Here is a 19,998-nt window from a genome sequence, read left to right as displayed (position 1 = left end):
TAGTTATTGTTTGCCGAGTTTATCAATTGCAGCTTGTGCCTGTGCTTTGTATTTCTCGGCTGTTGCTGTCACGGAAGCATTGTTTTTGATGATATCGTTCACATAATCCCCGAAAGGGTATCCTGTGTAGGCATCATCCAGCAAGATGCGGCCGGTTCCAGCGATGTGCTCGCGAATGATCGCAATATCCTTCTCGTCGGTATAACGACTCTCCAGATAATCTTGACCTGGATACTCTTCAATCTGCGGGATGTCGAAGGTCTCTTCATAGATTTGGTAGACGATCTTTGGATCTTCCACACCTTTTGGAATGAACTTCGCTGATGCTGCATTGTTTGCATACGTTACCTCTTTGCTACCCTGTGGCCCGTTCGGAATCGGCACAACACCAACAGCAAAGGTGAGATCGCCCAACTGCCATTCAGCAGCGGTGAACAGAGCTACATCTCCATCTTTGAACGTATTGCTTTCCTCCCAATTGGTTTTGTCGCCGGTTTTGACCTTCACGACATTTTCCACGTTATACAGGCGTTTGACAAATTCGGCAGCTTCAATCGTTTTCGGATCGGACAATCCTTCTTTGCTATTGGTATCATCCACGATCGTTCCACCATTGGCTGCGGTAAAATGACGAACGACATCAAGCGCCCAGCCAGAAAATCCGTATACGTCAGTTTTGCCGTCGTTATTGGTATCTTTGGTTGCCTGTTTGGCGAGTTCCAAGAATTTATCCCAGTTCCATTCACCTTGGTTATACAGTTCCTGCGGATCAGGTAATGACAGTTTTTTGAACAAGTCACGATTATAGTGAAGTCCCAGACCGATGCTGGTTGGAGATTCGAAGGCATATTCGTTGCCTGCAATGGCAGGAAATTTTGCAATCAGGTTAGCCTCTTGGTTGATGTTATTCTCAGGTGTAGTGAATTCGGAGATGGGTAATAGTTGCCCTTTGAGGATGGCGGGTAATGCGGATTTGTACTCCATCTGAACGATGTCGGCGAACGGTTCGCCAGCCAGTGCAGACGTTGTGAATTTGTTCATGTATTCTTCAAAAGGTACGTTAACAAACTCCAGTTTCACGTTGTATTTCTTCTCGACCTCTGCAATTTTATCAAGTCTGGCCTTATCGGAGGCCGTCTCTCCCGCCGGTTTCAAGTCCCACCAGGCCGCGACCTTGATGACACGCCCACCCAGATCAGGCACATTAACCACAGCTTCTTCCGCTTCGCCCTCTTTCTCTGTCTCAGCGACCTCGGTGCTGTTACCTGAGTTCGTTGTTCCCTCTGCTTCGGTCCCCGTCTGTGCTGTCCCCCCACCACTGCAAGCGGATACAAGAAGCATCACAGCCAATAACATCAGAGGTAGAACATTCCATCTTCTCATCATGATTTTAACAACCTCCCCGAATGTGTATACCAATCATGGTTCACCCTAAATCGTTAACCCCATTCATCAACCAATCGAAAATAAACAACCACCACCATTTGTTATTTCTTTGTTTGCTTTTGACAAACAAAATTTAACACAGCAAAATGTAAGCGTCAACATTTTTGTTGTTAACATTTTCTAATTTCTCTGATAAAATGCTGATTAATCTGTAATATGCCTGTATCACAGCTTATTCAATATCCTGGACTCTAAGTACAAACATATTAAACCATGATTCTAACTTTGTTTATTTTGTTATTTTTATAAAATAACAAAATAATAATTAAGCAGACAAATTTCGTCATACTATCTGAAAATATGCTTACCGTCACGTTGAACGTTCATCCTAAAATACTGTGCATCACTAACATTTTGAATTCTCTGTCCGTTATTAGATTAAGAGAAATACATCATGTTATACTAGAACCAGTTGGATATCGCTCCAAATAAGGAATACGGCAGAACTACGAGTGTAAGGATGGTATGATGAAGACAAAGGTAACAATTCAGGAGATTGCACATTTTACGGGTTTGTCGAAATTCGCGGTGTCACGAGCTTTGTCTGGAAAATCGGGAGTTAGCGATCAAACGAGGGATGTCATTCTCAAGGCCGCTGGCAAACTTGGATATTTCAAAGATAACAGCATGTTGTCTGGTGAACTGTATAACAGCCATGAACTTCAGGAACCAAAGAACACACGTTCAAGCGGAACGATTTTGATTTTGTTCCCCAATGTTCGGTACCAAAATCAAGACTCCGTATACTGGGGCCCCGTCTTTAACGGGATCTCTTCCAAGCTGAACCAAAAAGGGATTAATATTCTGACCTTGACGGAACCCTCAGCAGACCAGCTATTTACCCTGCTCAACCCGGATGCCATTCGAGGAATCATTACCGTTGGCTCTATCTCTACCCCGATTCTGCTTGAAATCAAGCGTCTCAGTATTCCGGTTGTGATGGTGGATCATCTGGACCCTGTTTTTCACAGTGACAGCATATTCACCGATAACTTTGCATCCATGCGGGAGATCATGCTCTATTTGCTCCGCAAGGGTTTCAAAACATTCCAGTTCGTTGGCAATATCGGGGATGCTCATAGCTTCTATGAACGCTGGATTGCATACACTTCTGTGCTTATGGGTCATGGGATGGAAATACATCAGATTCCCGAGCTGAGTAATCAGGCATTGGATGAGTTCCGCCAGACGTTCACTTCGGTGATCAGTGAGGATAACCTGCCTGAAGTGTTTGTATGTGCGAATGATTTCTATGGGCTATACACCATAGAAGCCCTTGAGAGTATGGGTATTCGTGTACCCGATCAGTGTGTTGTCACGGGATTTGATAATCTATACGACAATATCCCATTACTGGCTACAGTTAATGTGAACAAGGAGTTACTCGGTGCGCGTGCAGTGGATCAGATGTTATGGCGCATTGCGAATCCAGAGAGCAACGTCGAGAAAAAGTTGATTCTTGCTGATGTCATTATTCGTGAACAGTTTGGCAGGCATAGTGGGTAAAAGTATAATACATGTTGGTGAATATGTGTGGATATACATATTAAGCATATATGGAATAATGCTTATGTCCACACAGAACAGCACACCCAGTACCCCTTTAACCGTATTCGTGCGGCTATAGGGGTATTTGTATTGTTGTATGTTGTGTAATGTTTATTGTTTATTTACAATAGGCCGTCACATCATCCCGTTCTACGTATCTGTACGCACATCATCCCACGCCAGATCCAGATAACAGATCAGCCAGTTCAATGCACGGTGACGTTCATAAGCCACTCCACCATTCAGGCCAGCTGGAGGTGTTTTGTCATTCACACGACTATCCACGCACACCCAGTTATAACGGTAGATCAGATCTGCTTCATCCAGAATCTCGCTTTTGTTACGCAGAGATGCATCGGAGAGAAAGTCGGTAAAACTATCCTTCTGTTGCAAATAACCGACATCCTTCCCTACGTTACACAACTCCGTTGGTGCACCCAGTTCCTTCACATAACCAAGCGCCCATAACATTACGTGGTAGGCTTCATATCCCCAGGAGAAGGAAATAATCTCCTGCTGCTCTGCTCCGTACTGGTCGATAAACCTCTTCTCTACGGGTGAGAAAAAGGAGTCAGCCTCATACTTGTCGATCACTTCCTGAACCAGTGCTGCGGTATCATCCGCACTTTCGCCGGCTCCCAGACACTCACCCTTAAGCGCGGCAAGACATAGGGCAACCGCACGGCGCGCAACTTCCTCTTCACTCCGAATCGTGGTGTGCTCATCTCCGGCCCTTGCGGGCAAGTGCGCATTATACGGAATGCCTTGTTCAGTCAACAGTTGCTCTGAACGCGCTTTACGTTGAATGCCAGACTCCGACTGGGGGCTGTCACCGTCAAGGAAACTGGGGTGCGCTGTCACCGTGTAATCCTCTACCTCAGATTCTCCATTCACATCCAGCAATAGCTGACCTTGTGCGTTCAGCAGAGATCCACCTCCCCAGAAGATGACAGCATCCAGCGCATCAGCCAACCGCAACAATTCGCCGAAGAATTCTTCCGAGATGTCCTCTTCCGTCTCAATACCAACCACCATGTTCAATGTGGAACATTTGATCAATACCTTTTCCTGTAGCGAAGCATTGCGCCCTTTAATCTGACTCAAAAATCCAAGCATCCCCTGAATCATTGTCTTAAATTCCTCAGGATGTGTCTGGCTGGTCATGATATTAAAGCCTTTGGTTTTCTTACTGAGCCATTTTTTCTGAGTCACTTGAATATGGGTCTTGTCTTCCCGGCGTTCAATCGTACCCTCAGGATAAATGGATTGAATCAATTCAAACAGCTGATCCAGGTCAAACTGAGAGCTATATATCGCACAATTCCTCATGAAGTTCACCCTCTCTATATATAGTTCAACTAATGAATATTTACACTGGCACTCCGATGGCAGAATAACTTTCCGATCGCTGTTATCCCCAGATTTTTTTATTCCTTTTTTTGGAAAGGGGAAATCCGGTGATAGCGTATGCTTCCGATGTAGCTTTCTTTTAGAAAGCTTTTAGGCGAACGCTCCGCTTCTTCAAGTTATTTCTGCCCTCTCCCTTATCGTGTAAATGTTCAGTTGAACATATATGACTAATCCTTATACGGATCGAATTCATTACCTCCGGCCATGGCGACACCAACGGGACGCAGCACATGGTTGATCTTCAGCGTATTTGCATGTGCGTCCAGCACGTCTTGCAGTTTCTTGTACACAAACGGACTTTCGTCTGTGCCCGCTCCCCGCAGCTCCACGCCATAGGCACGAATCGCCTCATGCATCTGTGCTTCGCTAATCTCGCCACCCATACGTGTGCGCAGCTTATAATTCATTTTGCCAGCCGCCTGGGTTCGGCTCATCGTGCGCCCTGCCCCATGTACGGTGCTGCGGAATGACTCGGTATTCTCCTCGCTGTGGATCCCCTCCACAATTACCGAGATATCACCCATACTGCCTCCAACAAAACCGAGTTGCCCGGGTGCCAGTGGCGTTGCACCTTTGCGGACCACAACTACCTCTTCACCCATGTGTTGTTCCTTCCAGGCAAAGTTGTGATGGTTATGAACGGTATATTCAGCACTTGCCCCGAGAATTCCGAGTACCTGTTCAATGACATAATCACGCCCTGCATAGGCGTATCTGCCCGCCAAAGTCATTCCATCCCAATACATATCACCCATTTCGCTGTTCAGGTCAAACAACGTAGGCGGTTGATCCATCGATTCGCCCGGCGCTTTGCCACTGAACTGACGCCCTGCGGCAAGGTTAAGGAACCCACTCGCCACTTTGTGACCGAACCCGCGGCTGCCAAAATGATTCGCGATCCACACCTTCCCCGTTGCCTCTTCTACAAAAATATCCACAAAATGATTGCCACTGCCTACGGTTCCGAGTTGGTTGCGTGCAAGTGTCTTCAGCTTATGTTGTAATCCCGGTTCAATGGTATCAAACAGATTCCAGCTCGCGTCGTCGAACAGCTCATGATCCACGGGTGTTGGATTGTTACGACCCACGCCGAAAGAAATGGTCGAATTGATGTCATCCATGATCGTTACAATCTGATCCCGAATATCTTCCCACATCAGATTTGTACGCACAGCCTTGTTGCCACAGGCAATATCATATCCGACACCTGACGGACTGATCATATTCCGATAAGCAACAACACCACCGATGGGCTGTGAGTAACCTTTGTGATGGTCGGCCATCAGAGCCACACCCAATACATCTCCATATTGCGAGCAAGTCACCGCCTGACTTACGGCGTTCTCCAGCGGCTCCCCCCAGACTTTAATGTTATCTACGATACGCATAATTGTGTTAACCTCCTATGTACTTTTTTTTGAAAATACATCTTTTATTTCTATACTGTTGTTCTCATTAGTTTAACAAAGATCAGCGTGGCTCGAAATGCTCTCTTTCTTTAGATCACCAATTATCTACGCATTAAAAAAAGAGAGCTAGGCTCCCTTTTCTCACGGTTGGTTCCTATTCACTTCTTGCTAATCTTAAACTTGAACGCCCAAGTCGCTGTGTTACCAGAATATCGGCCTCTGTTCTCGGTCACCACCACGGAAAGTGTCTTGTTGGTTGATTTGGAGAACGAAGATAGTTTGACGTTGGTGCTTTTATCCCCGTAATCGGGAATTTTGTCCTGTTCTTCGGCGATGGCCTCCAGTTTCAATGTACCCGTGGATTTCAGGTTTAAAGTGACTGACGAACCCTCCTCCAGATCTTTGCCGTTCACACTTGCTCCGATGGCCCACTCATTACCGACAGAGTTATTCTCGACAAGCTCTGCGCTCACCAGCGTAACGGTTACCTTAACCGTTTTGGCGGAAGCATAGGAGGTTGGGGAACATACGGCGAATACCAGGCTCAGAACCATGAAAACATTAGCCCATTTTTTGAACACGAGAGTGCCTCCCTCTTATTTGTTTCTTTTGTTAAGACTATGCCTTATTCGCCATGTTCCTTAAGTAATCCTTCCACTTGTGTAAGAAATTTTCTCTTGAAGTGCGTGTTAAAGATGCTTCCGATAACCCTGAACCTTCTCATCCTTGAAACCTAACTTCTCATAAAATATATGTGCTTCCTTACGCTGATCGCCAGACACCAGAATCATGTAACCACAACCCATATCTTTTGCAATCCGCTCAATCTGGAGCATTAACCTCTGCCCAATGCCCTGCCTGCGTACCTGATCCGATACAATCACATTCTCCACAACCATGAACGGTTTGCATGGCCCCACCAGATCCATACACTCAACCCCCATAACGGACCCAACCAGCTTGCCATTGTAAAATGCCCCAAGCACATGATAATGACCATTCTGTTGTATGTAATGAAACATCTTTTTCATCTGCTGTTCATTGGTAGGCATTCCCATCAACTCATTGTATAGCTGGCTTAGTGCCGGTAAATCTTCAAGTTCGATTCCTTTAATGGTAACCATCATAACCCTCCTGATTTTTCCTATTTCGCATGCTTTGTCTGTCTTAAGTGAGGTCCTTCTTAAAATAATAATGACTGTGTCCAGTCGGTGCATTCTCGATCGTTGTGATCAATTGGTAGCCATGTTTCTTGTAAAATTCCGGTGCTTGATAGGAGAAAGTGTTCAACATGACAAAATCACAAGATTTCTCTCGCGCAATTCGCTCAACTTCAAGCAACAACTGTGAACCATACCCCCGATGCCGTTGTTCAGAATCCACCCAAAGGATATCAACCTCCAGCCAGTTCCAGCAAAGTGTACTAAGCACACCTGCAACAATCTCGCCGGTCTCATTTTTGATATTGAAATTCAATTCTTCGTACCGATGCCTTAATTCCTCGCTCACATGTGCAGCATTAAATGCGATAAGTTGCTGGCGAACATACTCTGAATCCTCTGAAGTACTTGGATTAATATTTATTTGGGACATCTCCTAATCACTCCTTTTATCTCAACAGTTTATAATTTACGATAATGTAATTCATTCCGGATAAGAGAGTAACGCCTGTTGCACCCCATAGTAATGCCACATCCACTCTGATATCAGTCAGCAAACTAAACGGAACATTATTCAACAAAATGGCAATGATGGCTGCCACCTGAAGCACCATTTTGATTTTTCCATAACGATCAGCTGCAAGAGCAATACCCTGTTCTGTGGCTACCATTCGCAATGCAGTAATGACAATTTCACGTCCTATAATGATTACAGCAATCCATGAACTGATCATATTCTCCTGAACCATCATGATCAGCGCTACCGCAATCAACAGTTTATCCGCCAGTGGATCAAGCAACTTTCCCAGATTCGTGATCTGATTATATTTTCTCGCCACATATCCATCCAATTTATCCGTACCTGCTGCTACTGCAAAAATAATTAGTGCAATCATCACGCTTTGCTGATTGAGAAAACAGATCATAAACAATGGAATCAACGCGATTCTAGCCAACGTGATTTTATTTGCCAGATTCATTAGACACCCATTCTCCCCTCATCCATGTTGGCTAAGTGACCTTTTTTCCATTTACGTATTCGGGTACGAAAGGATTTAAAAGGAGCTACCGAATTAATCTGGATCCATTTCACCATAGCCCACCTGGGCTTTGTTCCCGTCCACTGTCTCATCCCTTGTACAAATAAGTCCTCTTCACTAAGGGTGTCAATCCAGTTCTGCCATTGTTGTTCTGTCTCCCGAAACAAAGAGCGTAGCTCCTCCAGCGTATAACTTGAATATTTTTCGTAAAATGATTCATTTAATGACCCCAGTTGGTTCCATTTATATCCTGGTGTCGGCATATGACTTTCATGTCCCAACTGTTCATTTCGCTCCCAATCCATCACCAGGTTCATCCATCCCAGCTGGTACGCGATCATCTGGGCAGGCGTCTTATCCACACCTTCAACCCACTTATCTTTGTCGCTGTTATGGATGTCATTGAATTCACCCTCGAACAATTCATAGGTGCTTCGAATCGTCTCACTTAACTCTTTCTTCGAGGCATATAGAACTCCAGGCACGCTACTCCACTCCCCTCGTTTCACCGTTATACATGAATCAGAAGCATGGACTCTATCATCATTTCGACTCAATTCCATAATCATCCTTTTTTTTCATGAGGCATTATAGTTAGAAAAAGAAAAAAGAGCAGTCTGTAAACAATACAGCTGCCCTTTACTCAACCTATTTTTGCTATATCAGCATACTCCTGATCCCAATTTTACAAAGCTTCCTTAATCACCCGTTTATAGTACCACACAGACAACAGACCAAAGATCGAATATAACAATGTATAAACTATCATGACAATGACCGTAGGTGTCGCCAGCTCCGTACCAAAGAAAAACCAACCTGATTTCACGGCAAAGTAACTATGACTCAACCCCACCACAAGCGGAATACCAAAGTTAAACAACTGCTTGATCTGAATTCCCCTCAACAGATTGCTCTGTGTAAATCCAAGTTTACGAAGAATGGTATAATTGCCCTTTTCCTCTTCACTCTCATTCATTTGTTTAAAGTACAGGATACATCCCGATGTAATCAAGAACGTCAAACCAAGGAAACCAACAATGAACATAATCAGTCCCATATTGTTACGTTGGTTATTTCTGAACTCAATCTGGGAGAAGCTCGGTGCTTCCAACTGTAGCTCCTTATATACGGCATATGCCTCTTCAGCCTGCCCCTCATTCAGAATACGTACACCATAGTAATCCGCCCACTCGGATTTTTGCAGCTCGGGATCGAGATCCTGCCGCAACTGCTGGTATACCGTTTCATCTACTACCGCTACAGGCGTGCCCCCAGAATAGTATCCAGGAAGAACCCCCTTTTGGGTGGTTCCGATCAGCTGGTGGTCCAGTGTATGCTTCAATCCATGCAAGACGATCGGACCTTTCTCCTCAATGGAAATCAACTGCTGAATGGCATTTCCGTATCCCATGAAGATCACTTCACCTGGTTGCAGATCTATGTTATCTACCATGTTGTCACTCAACACACTACTGAACAGGTACTTTTCCGTCATGGACTCGTCCATCACTTCATGAGCATCAATTTCAATATAAATAGGCTGTCTATGATTCTCCTCATATGGAATCTGTTTATGTTCCAACTCCGTTACAAAGCGATTTTTCACCTCAACCTGAGCAAATGAAAAATCCTCCGGCAAGCTTTCCTTCGCCTGAGCCTCTGCCGAATAATACGAAATGTAACTGAGTGACAGCATGCCAATAGCAAGTGCAGATACGGTTGTAATAATCGTGAGTAACAATGCATTAGATTTCATGCGGAACATGATTGAAGATAAAGACAACACCTCATGAATGGATAGGTAGCCGTTTTTGCTTTTGCGAATCAGATTAAAGATAAAACTTACCGAACCCTTATAGAACAGGTATGTCCCCAGTATGACCGAGAAGAGAATCAGGATCATCGTATACATCAACTGCTGCATACCCATTGCCTCTCCGCTGAACAGCCGTGCAGACATGTAGTATCCATACACAATCAGAGCAATACCCAAGACGCCAATAATCATCTGTCCGACAGACATCTTCTGCACCTGCTGCTCCGTAGTCGCCGACACCCGAAAGAGCGAGAGAATACTCTGTCTCTTGATAAAAGTGTAGTTCATCAGCATGATAAGCAAATACATTATCGTAAAAACAATCACCGTTTGCATCAGTGCCATCGGAGAGAAATACAATTTCGTAATCGCATCCACACCGAGAATTTTGAACAATATCATCAATACCAGCTTGGACGCAAGAAACCCAATTAACACACCGATAGCCATGGAGCCAAAATAAAGAATACTGTTCTCCGCACTCAAAATACCAAAAATTCTGCCTTTCGTCAGTCCGATCAATTGAAATAATCCAATCTCTTTGCTACGCCGCTTGATAAAGATCGTATTGGCATAGAGCAAAAAGATACCAACAATGACGATTAACAGTACCGAAGATGCGCCTATAGCCGCCGCACCTTTTGTTGAAGCAGCTACCTCATCCATGGAAGGATCATACTGTAACGTCACAAAGGAAAAATACAATGCCACACTGAACACAAGCGCAAATACATAGAGATAATAATTCTTTAGATTTTTCCTGAGATTGCGGAAAATAATATAATTCAAGCTCATTGCTGTACACCACCCAATACGCCTTGGGTTTTGATAATATCGTTGAAGAACGATTGCCGTGACTCGTCTCCTTTATTCAGCTGGGTGTAGATCTGACCGTCACGAATGAAGATCACTCTGCGGCAATAACTTGCGGCAACCGGATCATGGGTAACCATAATAATGGTCGCTTTTCGTGCGCTGTTCATATCACTTAACTTGCCGAGCAGATCCGAAGCGGACTTGGAATCCAGCGCTCCTGTCGGCTCATCCGCAAAAATGATACTCGGCTCGTGGACAAATGCTCGTGCTGCCGAAGTCCGCTGCTTCTGACCCCCTGAAATCTCAGATGGATACTTGTCTTTCAATTCGTAGATTCCCAGTTCACGGGCGATCTGTTCAAACTTCCGGTGTGCCTCCTGCTTTGGAATGCTCGTGATCGAGAGCGGTAATAATACATTTTCCTTTACCGTAAGGGTATCCAGCAGATTATATTCCTGAAAAATAAAGCCCAGATGATGTTTGCGGAACTCAGCCAGCTGTTTCTCCTTCATTCCGGTGAATTCCTTGCCCTCAATATCAATCGTGCCCTGGCTCACCCGATCGATGGAGGAAAGTACATTAAGCAGCGTTGTTTTACCCGAACCCGAAGGCCCCATAATACCAACAAACTCTCCCTTGCTTACCCCAAGATCTATTCCCTTCAGCACTTCCTGTTTATTTAATTTATTACCATAGACTTTATGAATTTTTTTGGCTTCCAGTATCCACATATCCCGCTCACTCCTCTTAGATCTTCTGCAAAATGCTCGTGTCTATATCATAATCGGGATGTGCAGTGTTATCGTGTGATTCACCGAACAAAACCAAAAAGCATGTGACATTGTTGTCACACGCCTGCAAGATGCACCATGTCGTTTTTTCGCGGAAAAGTAAGTGTTACGGTTGTGCCCTCGCCAAGAGAAGATTCTACATGAATGTTCACATGAAGCGTCTGGACCACCTGACGAACCAGATACAGCCCCATCCCGGTAGCCGCTCCATCCATTCTGCCTCGGGTAGACGTAAATCCTTTATCAAATATACGCGGCAGATCTTGAGTCTCAATCCCTCGCCCGTGATCCTGAATCATGAGTATGATGTGTCCATCCTGTTCCCGACTTTCAATGAGGATGTCCGATGAATCGCTATATTTCACCGCATTGCTCAACAACTGCCGGAGGATGAAGCCTAACCATTTGCTGTCTGTGAGCACGCGCGATACCATTAAAGACACATCAAAGCCAATGCCTTTGGAGATGCACCACGATTTCAGTGCTCGTATCTCGCTATTCAATACCGGTTCAAGTTCCGTCTCTTCGATGAACAGATCATTATGCATAAACGGAATACGCTTCTGGTGAAGCTGCTGATCCAGCAACTGATGAATTCGTAACCATTCATAAGTCATTTGGCTCTGTAACTTGTCATCTGGCAAGCGCTCGATCATCAGTTGCAACGCTGTCAGTGGGGTCTTCACCTCATGAATCCAGGACAACATCTCGTCCTTCTCCTGTTCCAGAGCGATAAAATGATGTGACGACTCCTTACGATACCGCTGTGTCTGGGAACTGACGGCCTCATGTACAATCTGCTCATATGGACTTTCGGCGATATCGAGTTCTCCCAGATCATAGGTATGATCCCAGATGCTCAATTTTTTATAGAAACGGGTCTCTTTCAGGTATCTCGCCCAGATAAAAACAAGGCATACCACCACATTCAGTCCTACGATATACATCACAGATTGGAATGGAATGGACGAGTCCAGGTAGGCCACCAATAAAATAATAAGTTGCATGCTTACCAGTAGCCATAACCAACTAGCCCTTTCTCGTATGTACTTTCCGATCACGCTTCTGCCTCTTCCGTTGCCATGTACCCCTGCCCTACTTTGGTTTCAATGTACCGCTCCAAGCCGATGGGTTCAAGTTTCTTCCGTAACCGATTAACGTTAACCGTTAGCGTATTGTCACTCACGAAATGCTCATGATCCCACAAGCTCCGGATGAGGTCCTCACGGGTAACAATCTGATTTTTGTGCTCGACCAGCACTTTAAGGATGAACATTTCGTTTTTGGTCAACAGGACAGATTCATCCCCGCAGGTCAGTGTATTTTTCACATATTCAATAGCCGCACCGCGCCAAGTTCGGAGTTCAATATGCTCTGTATTATAGTTATACACCCTCCGCAAAGTCGCTTGGATCTTGGCAATCAATACATCGAAGTGAAAAGGCTTCTGGATAAAATCGTCTGCACCCAAATGCATGGACATAACCATATCCGCAGGATGATCCCGTGAGGACAAAAAGATAATCGGCACATTGGAGTGCGAACGAATGATCCGGCACCAATGGAACCCGTCATATTGTGGTAATTGAATATCAATAATGACCAGTTGCGGCTGAATTACGCTGTACTCCTGCAATACCTTTCCAAAATCCTGCACACCATACACATCATACGACCATTGGGACAAACGTTCCTTGATTTCACTGAATAACGATTCGTCGTCTTCAATGAGCATAATTTTAAACAAGAGATTCACCACGTTTCTGATCTTCTAAGGTTGAATAAGGTAAATAGACTCCGTTGTTGCAGGATCACCTTTACCGTTCGAATCGTTCTTCCGATCGCTGATTCCAGTGTACAGGGAAGTTGGGCTTATATCAAAAGGTATCCATACTTCGTAAAGATAACAAGCCGAAATACGTATATCCTATTAGCTCTCAATAGTGTGTATAACATGGCTTGCATCACTGTTTTCGTCCAACCGCTCGATCAACTGCATCGCTACGTCTCGTGGCGATCTTAATTGTCCTGCTTCATATACTTGATTGAACATACCCGCAAGGGCGAACTCCTCTGCACTTTTGCCTCGTGCAACAGCCTGCAATTCCGTATCGACCATCCCCGGATCAAAAGCAATAATCTCAACAGGGTTCTGTTGACCCGTTTGTTCCAAAGATACGCATTGGGTGAACATGTTCATCCCTGCCTTCGATGTACAGTACACTGCCATTGAAGGCGCGGGATAACTTCCCGAACCAGATGAGAGATTAACAATTTTACGTCTGGCGGACAGATGATTTGTTTGTTGAATAAAAGATGAACTCAATATCATTGGTGCTGCGAGACTGATGTTGAGACTTTGACTTATCTCTGCCGCACTGCACTGATCGATAGGTTTTAGAGGCTCTAGCATCGCTGCGTTATTAATAAGTCCAATGAAATCGGCTTCCTGAGACGGAATTTGGTCCAATATGCGTGTAATCAAATCATCGATCCCATTCAGGTCGGCAAGATCATACTGAACATGGCGGTAACGCCCGCTCCATTCCTCGCTTGATTCCAACAGATCCGAACCCCCGCGTGAAATACCGTAAACGTAATCCCCCTTAGCCAATAATAACTCTGCAAGTTGTAAACCGATCCCTTTGGATGTGCCTGTAATGATAAAGTGTCTTTTTCCTGTTTCTGTTCCCATTCCGATACCACTCCTCCTCTATTTTCAATGCATGTTTATTTCACTATTCTTACGAGTTTTTCTTTCTCCACAACGTGGCCCAGAGAAAAGGTACACCAAAATACGGTTCATGTTGCTCCAGCGACTTCATTGCACGGAACTCCACACATTCAAAGCCATCTTCCAGCATGTAGCGAAGCTTCTCCTCCGTGAACGCAAGACCACCGCGCATCGACTTCTCTTGATACACCTGCCAATCATTCATAACGATCTCAGGCCCACCAATATCGCCAAAACCAGGAGCAAAACAAGTCATTCCAAAGTATCCTCCAGGCCGGAGTGCATTGTGGATCATCTCTATGTAGGGAATGCGCTGATGTGGCAACAGATGGTGCAGACAACCCGAGTCGTAGACAAGATCATATTCTTGCTCTGGGGACAATTCGAACACAGATCGACATTCAAAATGCACGTCCAGTTGCTCCTCTGCCGCCCTCTCCTTAGCCCAGGCAATAGCTGTCTCCGAAAGATCATAAGCATCTACCTGATATCCTTGGCGGGTTAAATACAACGCATTTCTGCCCGGGCCACACCCCAGTTCCAGTGCCTTACCGCCGCTCAGCACACCTTCGTTCACATGCGCTACCAGATTCTCATCCGGTTTGTTTGGGAAAAAGGGGATTGGTCTGTTCCGATCCTCATAGAAAGGTTCCCAAAACTGCTTGGCAGATCTGAAATCCGTATCGAGCATATCATATAGATCCTGTACACTTTTAATCGTCTTTTCCACAACCACATTCCTCCTTAACTGCTCCATTCAAACCTTCATTTTCGATTATTCATTCCTCGGCATTTTCGTTAAATCAGCCACACTCTATTATAACATTTTTACCCAGTAGTTCTCTATTTTTCTTGTGTTTTTCTACTCTAAAACATAAGCTTTTTCCCAACAAAAAAACGACCGACATGAATGTCGATCGTTTTTTTGTTGGGGTTTTGTGTTGTAACTTACTTCGCCCGTTCCAAAACTGCAAAGTAATTCCCTTCGTTATCAGCAAAGTTGAAGACACGCCCCGTTGGCATCTCGACAATCTCTCCCACCGTTACATGTTTACCAGCCAAGTCGGCATATAACTGATCCAGATTTTCGGTGAAGAACATTAACGAAGGTGTGCCCAGATTTACACCCGCCGACATCCGTTCAACGAACTCTTTGTCATGGAGTATAATGCTTGTCTGCGAGTCTGCGGTAGGCGCAATCTCAATCCATCTCATGCCCTCGTCAAGGTTTACTTCATCCACAATGTGGAATCCTGCAACTTCCGTCCAAAATGCCAGTGATTCATCCTGATTGTTGACATACAACATAATCTGGCCGACTTTGCTAAACATGCATCATTCACTCCTCTGACCATCTAATCTCTTAACATCCTGCTTATCATTCCTCAAATTCCAATAGAGTATAACATGCAGGACAGCTTTTTGATCATCTTTCTTTGCAAGTACTAAGTAAACATTAGCCTTATTGCGTGGCTTTTAACTTCTTCGTAAGATAAAGTACAACATCGTCGTCCATAATCGTTTCTTCACCCGGTTGAATGTAATGATCATGTTTGTGTACACCGTGACCGTCTGGTATGTACCCGCGATGGGCATATAGAACTTGCGCTTTGCCATAATCGGAAAACACACCTACACCAATGCCTGCTACATCCGTTCGTTCCAGAATAACTTCCTCTGCTCGGTCCATCAACCGTGAACCAATACCTTGGCGCTGGAACTTCATCAGCACATTAAAATCGTTAATTTCGGGAATGCCTTGTTCCCTGAAAGACGGGTAGCTGGAATTCCACAATACATTCACGTATCCGGCAAATTCTCCATTCAACTCGGCTACCAAGGTTACGCGTTCCCCATTCTGTTGTTCAGCCAAGTAATGAAGATACTGCTCAGGGGATCTCCCCCAACCCTGCTCCTGAAACGCCTTTGATATGATTACAGGATCGTTCTCATTTAATAGTCTGATATGTACACTCATTGATGAATCCTCCTTAAAAGATATTTCTAATAGCTATATTCCCAATCTATCCCGAAGCGATGTGATGTGAGCAACATGGTGTTTGCCATGCCAAGCATACATGCCCAGATTGTAATCCAGTCTTGTCGTTTCTTCCGATGAGGGATGATAAAATTGTTTGGCATAATCTGCATCTGTCAACGCGTTTAACAGAAACACCCAACGACGATGGAGCGCATCCAAAATCTGAAGCGAGAATTCGACATCCAAGTCCCTTGAATCACTCAATTCAGCCCAGCGCTCTTCATAATAAGGCCGAATCGTTGGTGTATCCTCTGTCAGGGCCAACTTGAAACGAATCATACTGTTCATATGGCTGTCTGCCATGTGGTGAATGACCTGTTTGAGCATCCATCCACCTTCTCGATACGGTAGACTTAATTGCTCTTCACTCAATCCCTTTACCGCTTCTCGTGCGCGTTCAGGCAACTCAGCAATGTCCTGAATCCACTTCTCCCGTTGTGCCAAAGTAACTTCACCCGTGTGTACAAATGGTCCTATCGGAAATCTTTCATCCATCCATTATTCCTCCTTGTTTATATGATTCAAATAACTTTAAACAGGATCTACAGGGCATATTCCATAAGCCAACAGTCTCGCATCTGTCCTTCGTGCTGCTCATGTTTCTCCAACAGCTTAATCTTTTGGAAACCACATTTCTCGTAACAGGATATCGCTCTTAAGTTCCAGGATTGAGGGTCCATAACCACTTTACGGGCTTGTTTTTCATTAATCAGATAAGCCAGCATGGATTGCATCAACTGTGTACCAATGCCTTTATTCCAGTATTCTACCTCACCAATAAACTGATCCGTTCCATAGATGATCTCATCCGTGTCTCCATAACCATACTCCGTTCGTTCTTCTTCCTCAAGCTCATAGAACTGAATGTATCCAATCGGATGTCCTCCATACTCAACGATACAACGAGTAGCATCATCTTTTTGATTGTAAAAATGCTCTCTCACCTGTTCCAGATCATGCGGCTGATCACGCCCTTGATAGTATTGAAGAACTTCCGGGTCTGACAGCCACTTCACCAGATGTTGTTCATCTTCTGTTTCCAAGAAACGTACGGTGATTTCATTCGATTCATATACATTCATCATTCTGATTACTCCTTATTGATCTCCAGATTCTCACTCGTAACCCAACTCAGATCCTTCCCTAACAAATGCTCGTTGTGAACATAATACACCATGGGATTCTCAAGCGGCTGAGTCGTTCCATCCAAAGATCTGAGCGTTAACCGCAACTTGTAGCTCCCTATCTCATCAGGTATCGCAAATCCTATCAGATTATCAGTTGATTTCATGGTTTTCCCCTGCGCCTTCAGATACTTTTCCAGAATGACTTGATCAAGATAGGAGCTGCCAACAGACGAAGGCATGTACCACGCATCATCTTGTTCTTCATTGAATGTGACCCCTTCCCATCCAGGGACAACGGGATACACCATATGTTGATCCTTGTCTTCTCTTTTTCGCGTTATCTCTAACTCTACCTCAACTACATTCGTATCAATCTGCCTGATTGTGCCTGCCATCACAACATCCTGGGCACTCACACTTGGAATAACATAGCTGTATATGAGCAGAGTCACCAAGAGAATTATCGTTACTCCCGTAATCCAAAATATTGTGTTTTTACGCATCTGTCTATCCTCCCCTCTGGTTAATCATACTTTTGGAGTAGCTCCTTCTCTGTTAATATTGAGTTAACCTATCCAACTCAGGGGATGCCGTCCAATCACTGGATGTATTCAATCCATGCTTGATGGTATGTATCGAGCTATGTGCAGACATGTATATATTATGGTGGATTCCAGGTTGGACAATGATGTGCTCTCCTGCACGCACCACTCGAATCGAAAACATCTGATCGTCTCCATAACTGGCATACGCTATCCATCCGGTTTGCACCACATAAAACTCCGTTAGATTGATATGTACATGACTGTTTTGCCATGCTCCGTGGGAAGAGGCAACGGTTCTGCAATAATAACTTCCGTCTTCTGTTATCATTTTATATTTTTGTTCCCCGTTTGCCATCTGCTCGAAGCTGGTTTTGACACCCGTTTCACCATATTTCTGTTCTGAAAATTCTGTGTTCAATCTACTTCAGCTCCTTATGGCCTGCCAAATATACTTGCATTCTCTTACAGCAATTCTACCATCAACCTGGTTCTCCTTCAGCTTGACTTCCAGCTGTTCCCGGTACTCAGGCTGTGTATAATCCGGGTTTCCGGGGATATCGGAGAGAAAGATGGCAAATTCTTTTTCATCCGAGAAAATCATAAGTGCCTCGTTATATTCCTCAATCTTGATCTCCTTAAATGCATTTCTTTCCAAACGCTCACGTACCTTTGTTATATCCGTATGAATACCAATCATAACTCCACCCTTTTGCAGCAATCTCCCATGATCAATAATGGAAGTTGGACCTCTGCGATCATAGATCAGACCAAATTGCTTATCTTCAAATGGCATCTTTTCTTTTGTGCTGACGCAGACAAATTCTACATTTGTTATCCTGCTTGAATGAAGACTGTTCCGAGCTATCTTTATCATCTCTTCCGAATTATCTAACCCCATAATGTGATCGGTATATTCCGACATTTTCAACGTAAACTCCCCATGTCCACAGCCTGCATCGAGCACGGATGTATACTGAGGCAGAAGCTTAATCAACCGCTCTTCAAAAATATCTTCAGCAGAGTTACCTTCCAGCGTATACAAAGCTCTACCCTTGTATCCCCCATTACGTTGTGCAATCATATCGTACCATTCCATGCTCATAGAGTTCCTCCTGACAAAAATTCCCTTTATTTAAACATTCGACATGGGTACGTCGATTCTCCTGTTTGGATATACGATATATCTTTATTAAAATTTGAAACGCTTCTCTTCCAGCTTCCGTATTAAGGTCGAAGCCATATGTATCCCATATAATAAACCATCTGATCTGGAGGTTGAGCACATGTCATTTTTCAAGAAAATGTTAGCCAGTGTAGGTGTTGGAGCAGCCAAAGTAAATACGGAATTGCATACACCAGAGGTCACGCCTGGAGGAATCATCACGGGGGTTGTGTACATTGAAGGTGGAGATGTGGAACAGAACGTAGATCGAATCTATCTTTCAATCAAAACCCATTACATACGGGAGCACGATGATCGTAAAGTAAAAGAAACAGCCGTTATAGCCAAATATCTACTCACCGAAGGTTTTACATTACAGCCTGGAGCCAAATTGGAGAAAGAATTTTCATTTGACCTCCCAGAAAATCTGCCAATTACACTGCATCGTGCAGAGGTATGGGTGGAGACGGGCCTCGATATTTCAAGTGCTGTAGACCCCTCAGACCGGGACAGACTGCATGTTGTTCCTAGCAAAGACATGAACACCGTGCTCGATGCAATTGATATCCTTGGTTTCAAGCTCCGCGAAGTAACCAATGACTATGCGCCGAAGCTGGGTGGCAATCTGCCATTTGTGCAGGAATTCGAATTTGTACCAACAAACAAGTTCCGTGGGCATCTGGATGAGTTGGAAGTGCTGTTCTATCCCATGGGCGATTCGCTGGAGCTGCTATTACAGATCGATCGCCGGTCTCGTGGACTCAGTGGAATGTTCTCGGAAGCGATGGGCACGGATGAAAGTTTTGTCCGCCTGCATCTGTATAAACGACATCTGGCGCGAGGGGCGCATTCTGTCGCTCAAGGATTGGAAGAAATCATTTCCAAACATATTTAATCTATAGTTTGTGTAAACGAATAAAAACCGTCCTTTATCAGACAAATCTGATGAAGGA

23 protein-coding genes are annotated in these 19,998 nt (G+C 44.5%); 2 read left to right on the top strand and 21 right to left on the bottom strand.

What is annotated here, in order from left to right:
* Nucleotides 1–3: 3 nt before the first annotated feature.
* On the bottom strand, nucleotides 4–1,386 hold the full coding sequence (locus tag MHH92_RS08250; RefSeq protein ID WP_445744664.1) for an ABC transporter substrate-binding protein: 1,383 nt from the start codon (nucleotides 1,384–1,386) through the stop codon (nucleotides 4–6).
* A gap of 525 nt (nucleotides 1,387–1,911) precedes the next feature.
* Here MHH92_RS08250 and MHH92_RS08245 point away from each other — a divergent pair.
* Nucleotides 1,912–2,952, top strand: a complete 1,041-nt coding sequence (locus tag MHH92_RS08245) for a LacI family DNA-binding transcriptional regulator (RefSeq protein ID WP_235193769.1) — start codon at nucleotides 1,912–1,914, stop codon at nucleotides 2,950–2,952.
* Between the two features lie 192 nt (nucleotides 2,953–3,144).
* On the opposite strand, the gene MHH92_RS08240 is transcribed toward MHH92_RS08245, so the two are convergent.
* From MHH92_RS08240 to MHH92_RS08145, 20 genes are all read right to left on the bottom strand, one after another.
* Complete coding sequence (locus MHH92_RS08240) at nucleotides 3,145–4,323, bottom strand: DUF4272 domain-containing protein (protein WP_340903112.1); 1,179 nt, start codon at nucleotides 4,321–4,323, stop codon at nucleotides 3,145–3,147.
* Between the two features lie 248 nt (nucleotides 4,324–4,571).
* Nucleotides 4,572–5,792, bottom strand: coding sequence for an RtcB family protein (locus MHH92_RS08235; RefSeq protein ID WP_340903111.1), 1,221 nt, complete (start codon nucleotides 5,790–5,792; stop codon nucleotides 4,572–4,574).
* A gap of 179 nt (nucleotides 5,793–5,971) precedes the next feature.
* Nucleotides 5,972–6,394 (bottom strand): hypothetical protein, encoded by a 423-nt coding sequence (locus MHH92_RS08230; RefSeq protein ID WP_340903110.1) that lies wholly within the window; start codon nucleotides 6,392–6,394, stop codon nucleotides 5,972–5,974.
* 108 nt (nucleotides 6,395–6,502) lie between these two features.
* Nucleotides 6,503–6,940 (bottom strand): GNAT family N-acetyltransferase, encoded by a 438-nt coding sequence (locus MHH92_RS08225; RefSeq protein ID WP_243391477.1) that lies wholly within the window; start codon nucleotides 6,938–6,940, stop codon nucleotides 6,503–6,505.
* 40 nt (nucleotides 6,941–6,980) lie between these two features.
* Nucleotides 6,981–7,406 carry a GNAT family N-acetyltransferase gene (locus tag MHH92_RS08220; RefSeq protein WP_036669633.1) on the bottom strand — a complete coding sequence of 142 codons (426 nt, stop codon included), beginning with the start codon at nucleotides 7,404–7,406 and terminating at the stop codon, nucleotides 6,981–6,983.
* Between the two features lie 16 nt (nucleotides 7,407–7,422).
* A complete protein-coding gene (pgsA, locus tag MHH92_RS08215; protein WP_253506864.1) occupies nucleotides 7,423–7,953 on the bottom strand; it encodes a CDP-diacylglycerol--glycerol-3-phosphate 3-phosphatidyltransferase in 531 nt (176 codons plus the stop codon).
* Nucleotides 7,953–8,498, bottom strand: a complete 546-nt coding sequence (locus MHH92_RS08210; protein WP_253506861.1) for a ClbS/DfsB family four-helix bundle protein — start codon at nucleotides 8,496–8,498, stop codon at nucleotides 7,953–7,955. Before MHH92_RS08210 ends, pgsA begins: the two co-directional genes overlap by 1 nt.
* 200 nt (nucleotides 8,499–8,698) lie before the next feature.
* The gene (locus MHH92_RS08205; RefSeq protein WP_253506858.1) at nucleotides 8,699–10,624 is read right to left on the bottom strand and encodes an ABC transporter permease; all 1,926 of its coding nucleotides are present in this window, start codon (nucleotides 10,622–10,624) and stop codon (nucleotides 8,699–8,701) included.
* A complete protein-coding gene (locus tag MHH92_RS08200; protein WP_253506855.1) occupies nucleotides 10,621–11,376 on the bottom strand; it encodes an ABC transporter ATP-binding protein in 756 nt (251 codons plus the stop codon). The genes MHH92_RS08205 and MHH92_RS08200 overlap by 4 nt, the downstream gene beginning before the upstream one ends.
* A 116-nt stretch (nucleotides 11,377–11,492) precedes the next feature.
* The gene (locus tag MHH92_RS08195; protein WP_047842202.1) at nucleotides 11,493–12,497 is read right to left on the bottom strand and encodes a sensor histidine kinase; all 1,005 of its coding nucleotides are present in this window, start codon (nucleotides 12,495–12,497) and stop codon (nucleotides 11,493–11,495) included.
* On the bottom strand, nucleotides 12,494–13,183 hold the full coding sequence (locus tag MHH92_RS08190) for a response regulator transcription factor (protein WP_017689733.1): 690 nt from the start codon (nucleotides 13,181–13,183) through the stop codon (nucleotides 12,494–12,496). The genes MHH92_RS08195 and MHH92_RS08190 overlap by 4 nt, the downstream gene beginning before the upstream one ends.
* Before the next feature lie 183 nt (nucleotides 13,184–13,366).
* The gene (locus tag MHH92_RS08185; RefSeq protein WP_253506852.1) at nucleotides 13,367–14,131 is read right to left on the bottom strand and encodes an SDR family NAD(P)-dependent oxidoreductase; all 765 of its coding nucleotides are present in this window, start codon (nucleotides 14,129–14,131) and stop codon (nucleotides 13,367–13,369) included.
* A gap of 49 nt (nucleotides 14,132–14,180) precedes the next feature.
* Complete coding sequence (locus MHH92_RS08180; RefSeq protein ID WP_047842201.1) at nucleotides 14,181–14,927, bottom strand: class I SAM-dependent methyltransferase; 747 nt, start codon at nucleotides 14,925–14,927, stop codon at nucleotides 14,181–14,183.
* Between the two features lie 191 nt (nucleotides 14,928–15,118).
* The gene (locus MHH92_RS08175; protein ID WP_076327101.1) at nucleotides 15,119–15,502 is read right to left on the bottom strand and encodes a VOC family protein; all 384 of its coding nucleotides are present in this window, start codon (nucleotides 15,500–15,502) and stop codon (nucleotides 15,119–15,121) included.
* 130 nt (nucleotides 15,503–15,632) lie between these two features.
* Entirely contained in the window at nucleotides 15,633–16,148 is a 516-nt protein-coding gene (locus MHH92_RS08170) for a GNAT family N-acetyltransferase (protein ID WP_017689739.1), read from the bottom strand.
* A 33-nt stretch (nucleotides 16,149–16,181) separates the two neighbouring features.
* Nucleotides 16,182–16,706 carry a YfiT family bacillithiol transferase gene (locus tag MHH92_RS08165; RefSeq protein ID WP_036610311.1) on the bottom strand — a complete coding sequence of 175 codons (525 nt, stop codon included), beginning with the start codon at nucleotides 16,704–16,706 and terminating at the stop codon, nucleotides 16,182–16,184.
* Nucleotides 16,707–16,753: 47 nt separating this feature from the next.
* On the bottom strand, nucleotides 16,754–17,293 hold the full coding sequence (locus MHH92_RS08160; protein WP_340907644.1) for a GNAT family N-acetyltransferase: 540 nt from the start codon (nucleotides 17,291–17,293) through the stop codon (nucleotides 16,754–16,756).
* An 8-nt stretch (nucleotides 17,294–17,301) separates the two neighbouring features.
* Complete coding sequence (locus MHH92_RS08155) at nucleotides 17,302–17,841, bottom strand: hypothetical protein (protein ID WP_340903108.1); 540 nt, start codon at nucleotides 17,839–17,841, stop codon at nucleotides 17,302–17,304.
* 52 nt (nucleotides 17,842–17,893) lie between these two features.
* Nucleotides 17,894–18,301 carry a hypothetical protein gene (locus tag MHH92_RS08150; RefSeq protein WP_340903107.1) on the bottom strand — a complete coding sequence of 136 codons (408 nt, stop codon included), beginning with the start codon at nucleotides 18,299–18,301 and terminating at the stop codon, nucleotides 17,894–17,896.
* A 6-nt stretch (nucleotides 18,302–18,307) separates the two neighbouring features.
* Nucleotides 18,308–18,985, bottom strand: coding sequence for a class I SAM-dependent methyltransferase (locus tag MHH92_RS08145; protein ID WP_340903106.1), 678 nt, complete (start codon nucleotides 18,983–18,985; stop codon nucleotides 18,308–18,310).
* 181 nt (nucleotides 18,986–19,166) lie between these two features.
* Between MHH92_RS08145 and MHH92_RS08140 the strand changes: the two genes are divergently transcribed.
* The gene (locus tag MHH92_RS08140; RefSeq protein ID WP_253506841.1) at nucleotides 19,167–19,940 is read left to right on the top strand and encodes a sporulation protein; all 774 of its coding nucleotides are present in this window, start codon (nucleotides 19,167–19,169) and stop codon (nucleotides 19,938–19,940) included.
* Nucleotides 19,941–19,998 lie beyond the last annotated feature (58 nt).

This window comes from Paenibacillus sp. FSL M7-1414, from assembly GCF_038003195.1.
GTDB lineage: Bacteria > Bacillota > Bacilli > Paenibacillales > Paenibacillaceae > Paenibacillus > Paenibacillus amylolyticus.
The sequence above is the reverse complement of the archived record's forward strand: the minus strand, read 5'-3'. Positions and strand labels throughout refer to the sequence as shown.

Coding starts and splice junctions, on each gene's coding strand:
- MHH92_RS08250 (WP_445744664.1), bottom strand. CDS start 1,386: ATGATGAGAAGATGGAATGTTCTACCTCTGATGTTATTGGCTGTGATG.
- MHH92_RS08245 (WP_235193769.1), top strand. CDS start 1,912: ATGATGAAGACAAAGGTAACAATTCAGGAGATTGCACATTTTACGGGT.
- MHH92_RS08240 (WP_340903112.1), bottom strand. CDS start 4,323: ATGAGGAATTGTGCGATATATAGCTCTCAGTTTGACCTGGATCAGCTG.
- MHH92_RS08235 (WP_340903111.1), bottom strand. CDS start 5,792: ATGCGTATCGTAGATAACATTAAAGTCTGGGGGGAGCCGCTGGAGAAC.
- MHH92_RS08225 (WP_243391477.1), bottom strand. CDS start 6,940: ATGATGGTTACCATTAAAGGAATCGAACTTGAAGATTTACCGGCACTA.
- MHH92_RS08220 (WP_036669633.1), bottom strand. CDS start 7,406: ATGTCCCAAATAAATATTAATCCAAGTACTTCAGAGGATTCAGAGTAT.
- pgsA (WP_253506864.1), bottom strand. CDS start 7,953: ATGAATCTGGCAAATAAAATCACGTTGGCTAGAATCGCGTTGATTCCA.
- MHH92_RS08205 (WP_253506858.1), bottom strand. CDS start 10,624: ATGAGCTTGAATTATATTATTTTCCGCAATCTCAGGAAAAATCTAAAG.
- MHH92_RS08200 (WP_253506855.1), bottom strand. CDS start 11,376: ATGTGGATACTGGAAGCCAAAAAAATTCATAAAGTCTATGGTAATAAA.
- MHH92_RS08185 (WP_253506852.1), bottom strand. CDS start 14,131: ATGGGAACAGAAACAGGAAAAAGACACTTTATCATTACAGGCACATCC.
- MHH92_RS08180 (WP_047842201.1), bottom strand. CDS start 14,927: ATGGAGCAGTTAAGGAGGAATGTGGTTGTGGAAAAGACGATTAAAAGT.
- MHH92_RS08175 (WP_076327101.1), bottom strand. CDS start 15,502: ATGTTTAGCAAAGTCGGCCAGATTATGTTGTATGTCAACAATCAGGAT.
- MHH92_RS08170 (WP_017689739.1), bottom strand. CDS start 16,148: ATGAGTGTACATATCAGACTATTAAATGAGAACGATCCTGTAATCATA.
- MHH92_RS08165 (WP_036610311.1), bottom strand. CDS start 16,706: ATGGATGAAAGATTTCCGATAGGACCATTTGTACACACGGGTGAAGTT.
- MHH92_RS08160 (WP_340907644.1), bottom strand. CDS start 17,293: ATGAATGTATATGAATCGAATGAAATCACCGTACGTTTCTTGGAAACA.
- MHH92_RS08155 (WP_340903108.1), bottom strand. CDS start 17,841: ATGCGTAAAAACACAATATTTTGGATTACGGGAGTAACGATAATTCTC.
- MHH92_RS08145 (WP_340903106.1), bottom strand. CDS start 18,985: ATGAGCATGGAATGGTACGATATGATTGCACAACGTAATGGGGGATAC.
- MHH92_RS08140 (WP_253506841.1), top strand. CDS start 19,167: ATGTCATTTTTCAAGAAAATGTTAGCCAGTGTAGGTGTTGGAGCAGCC.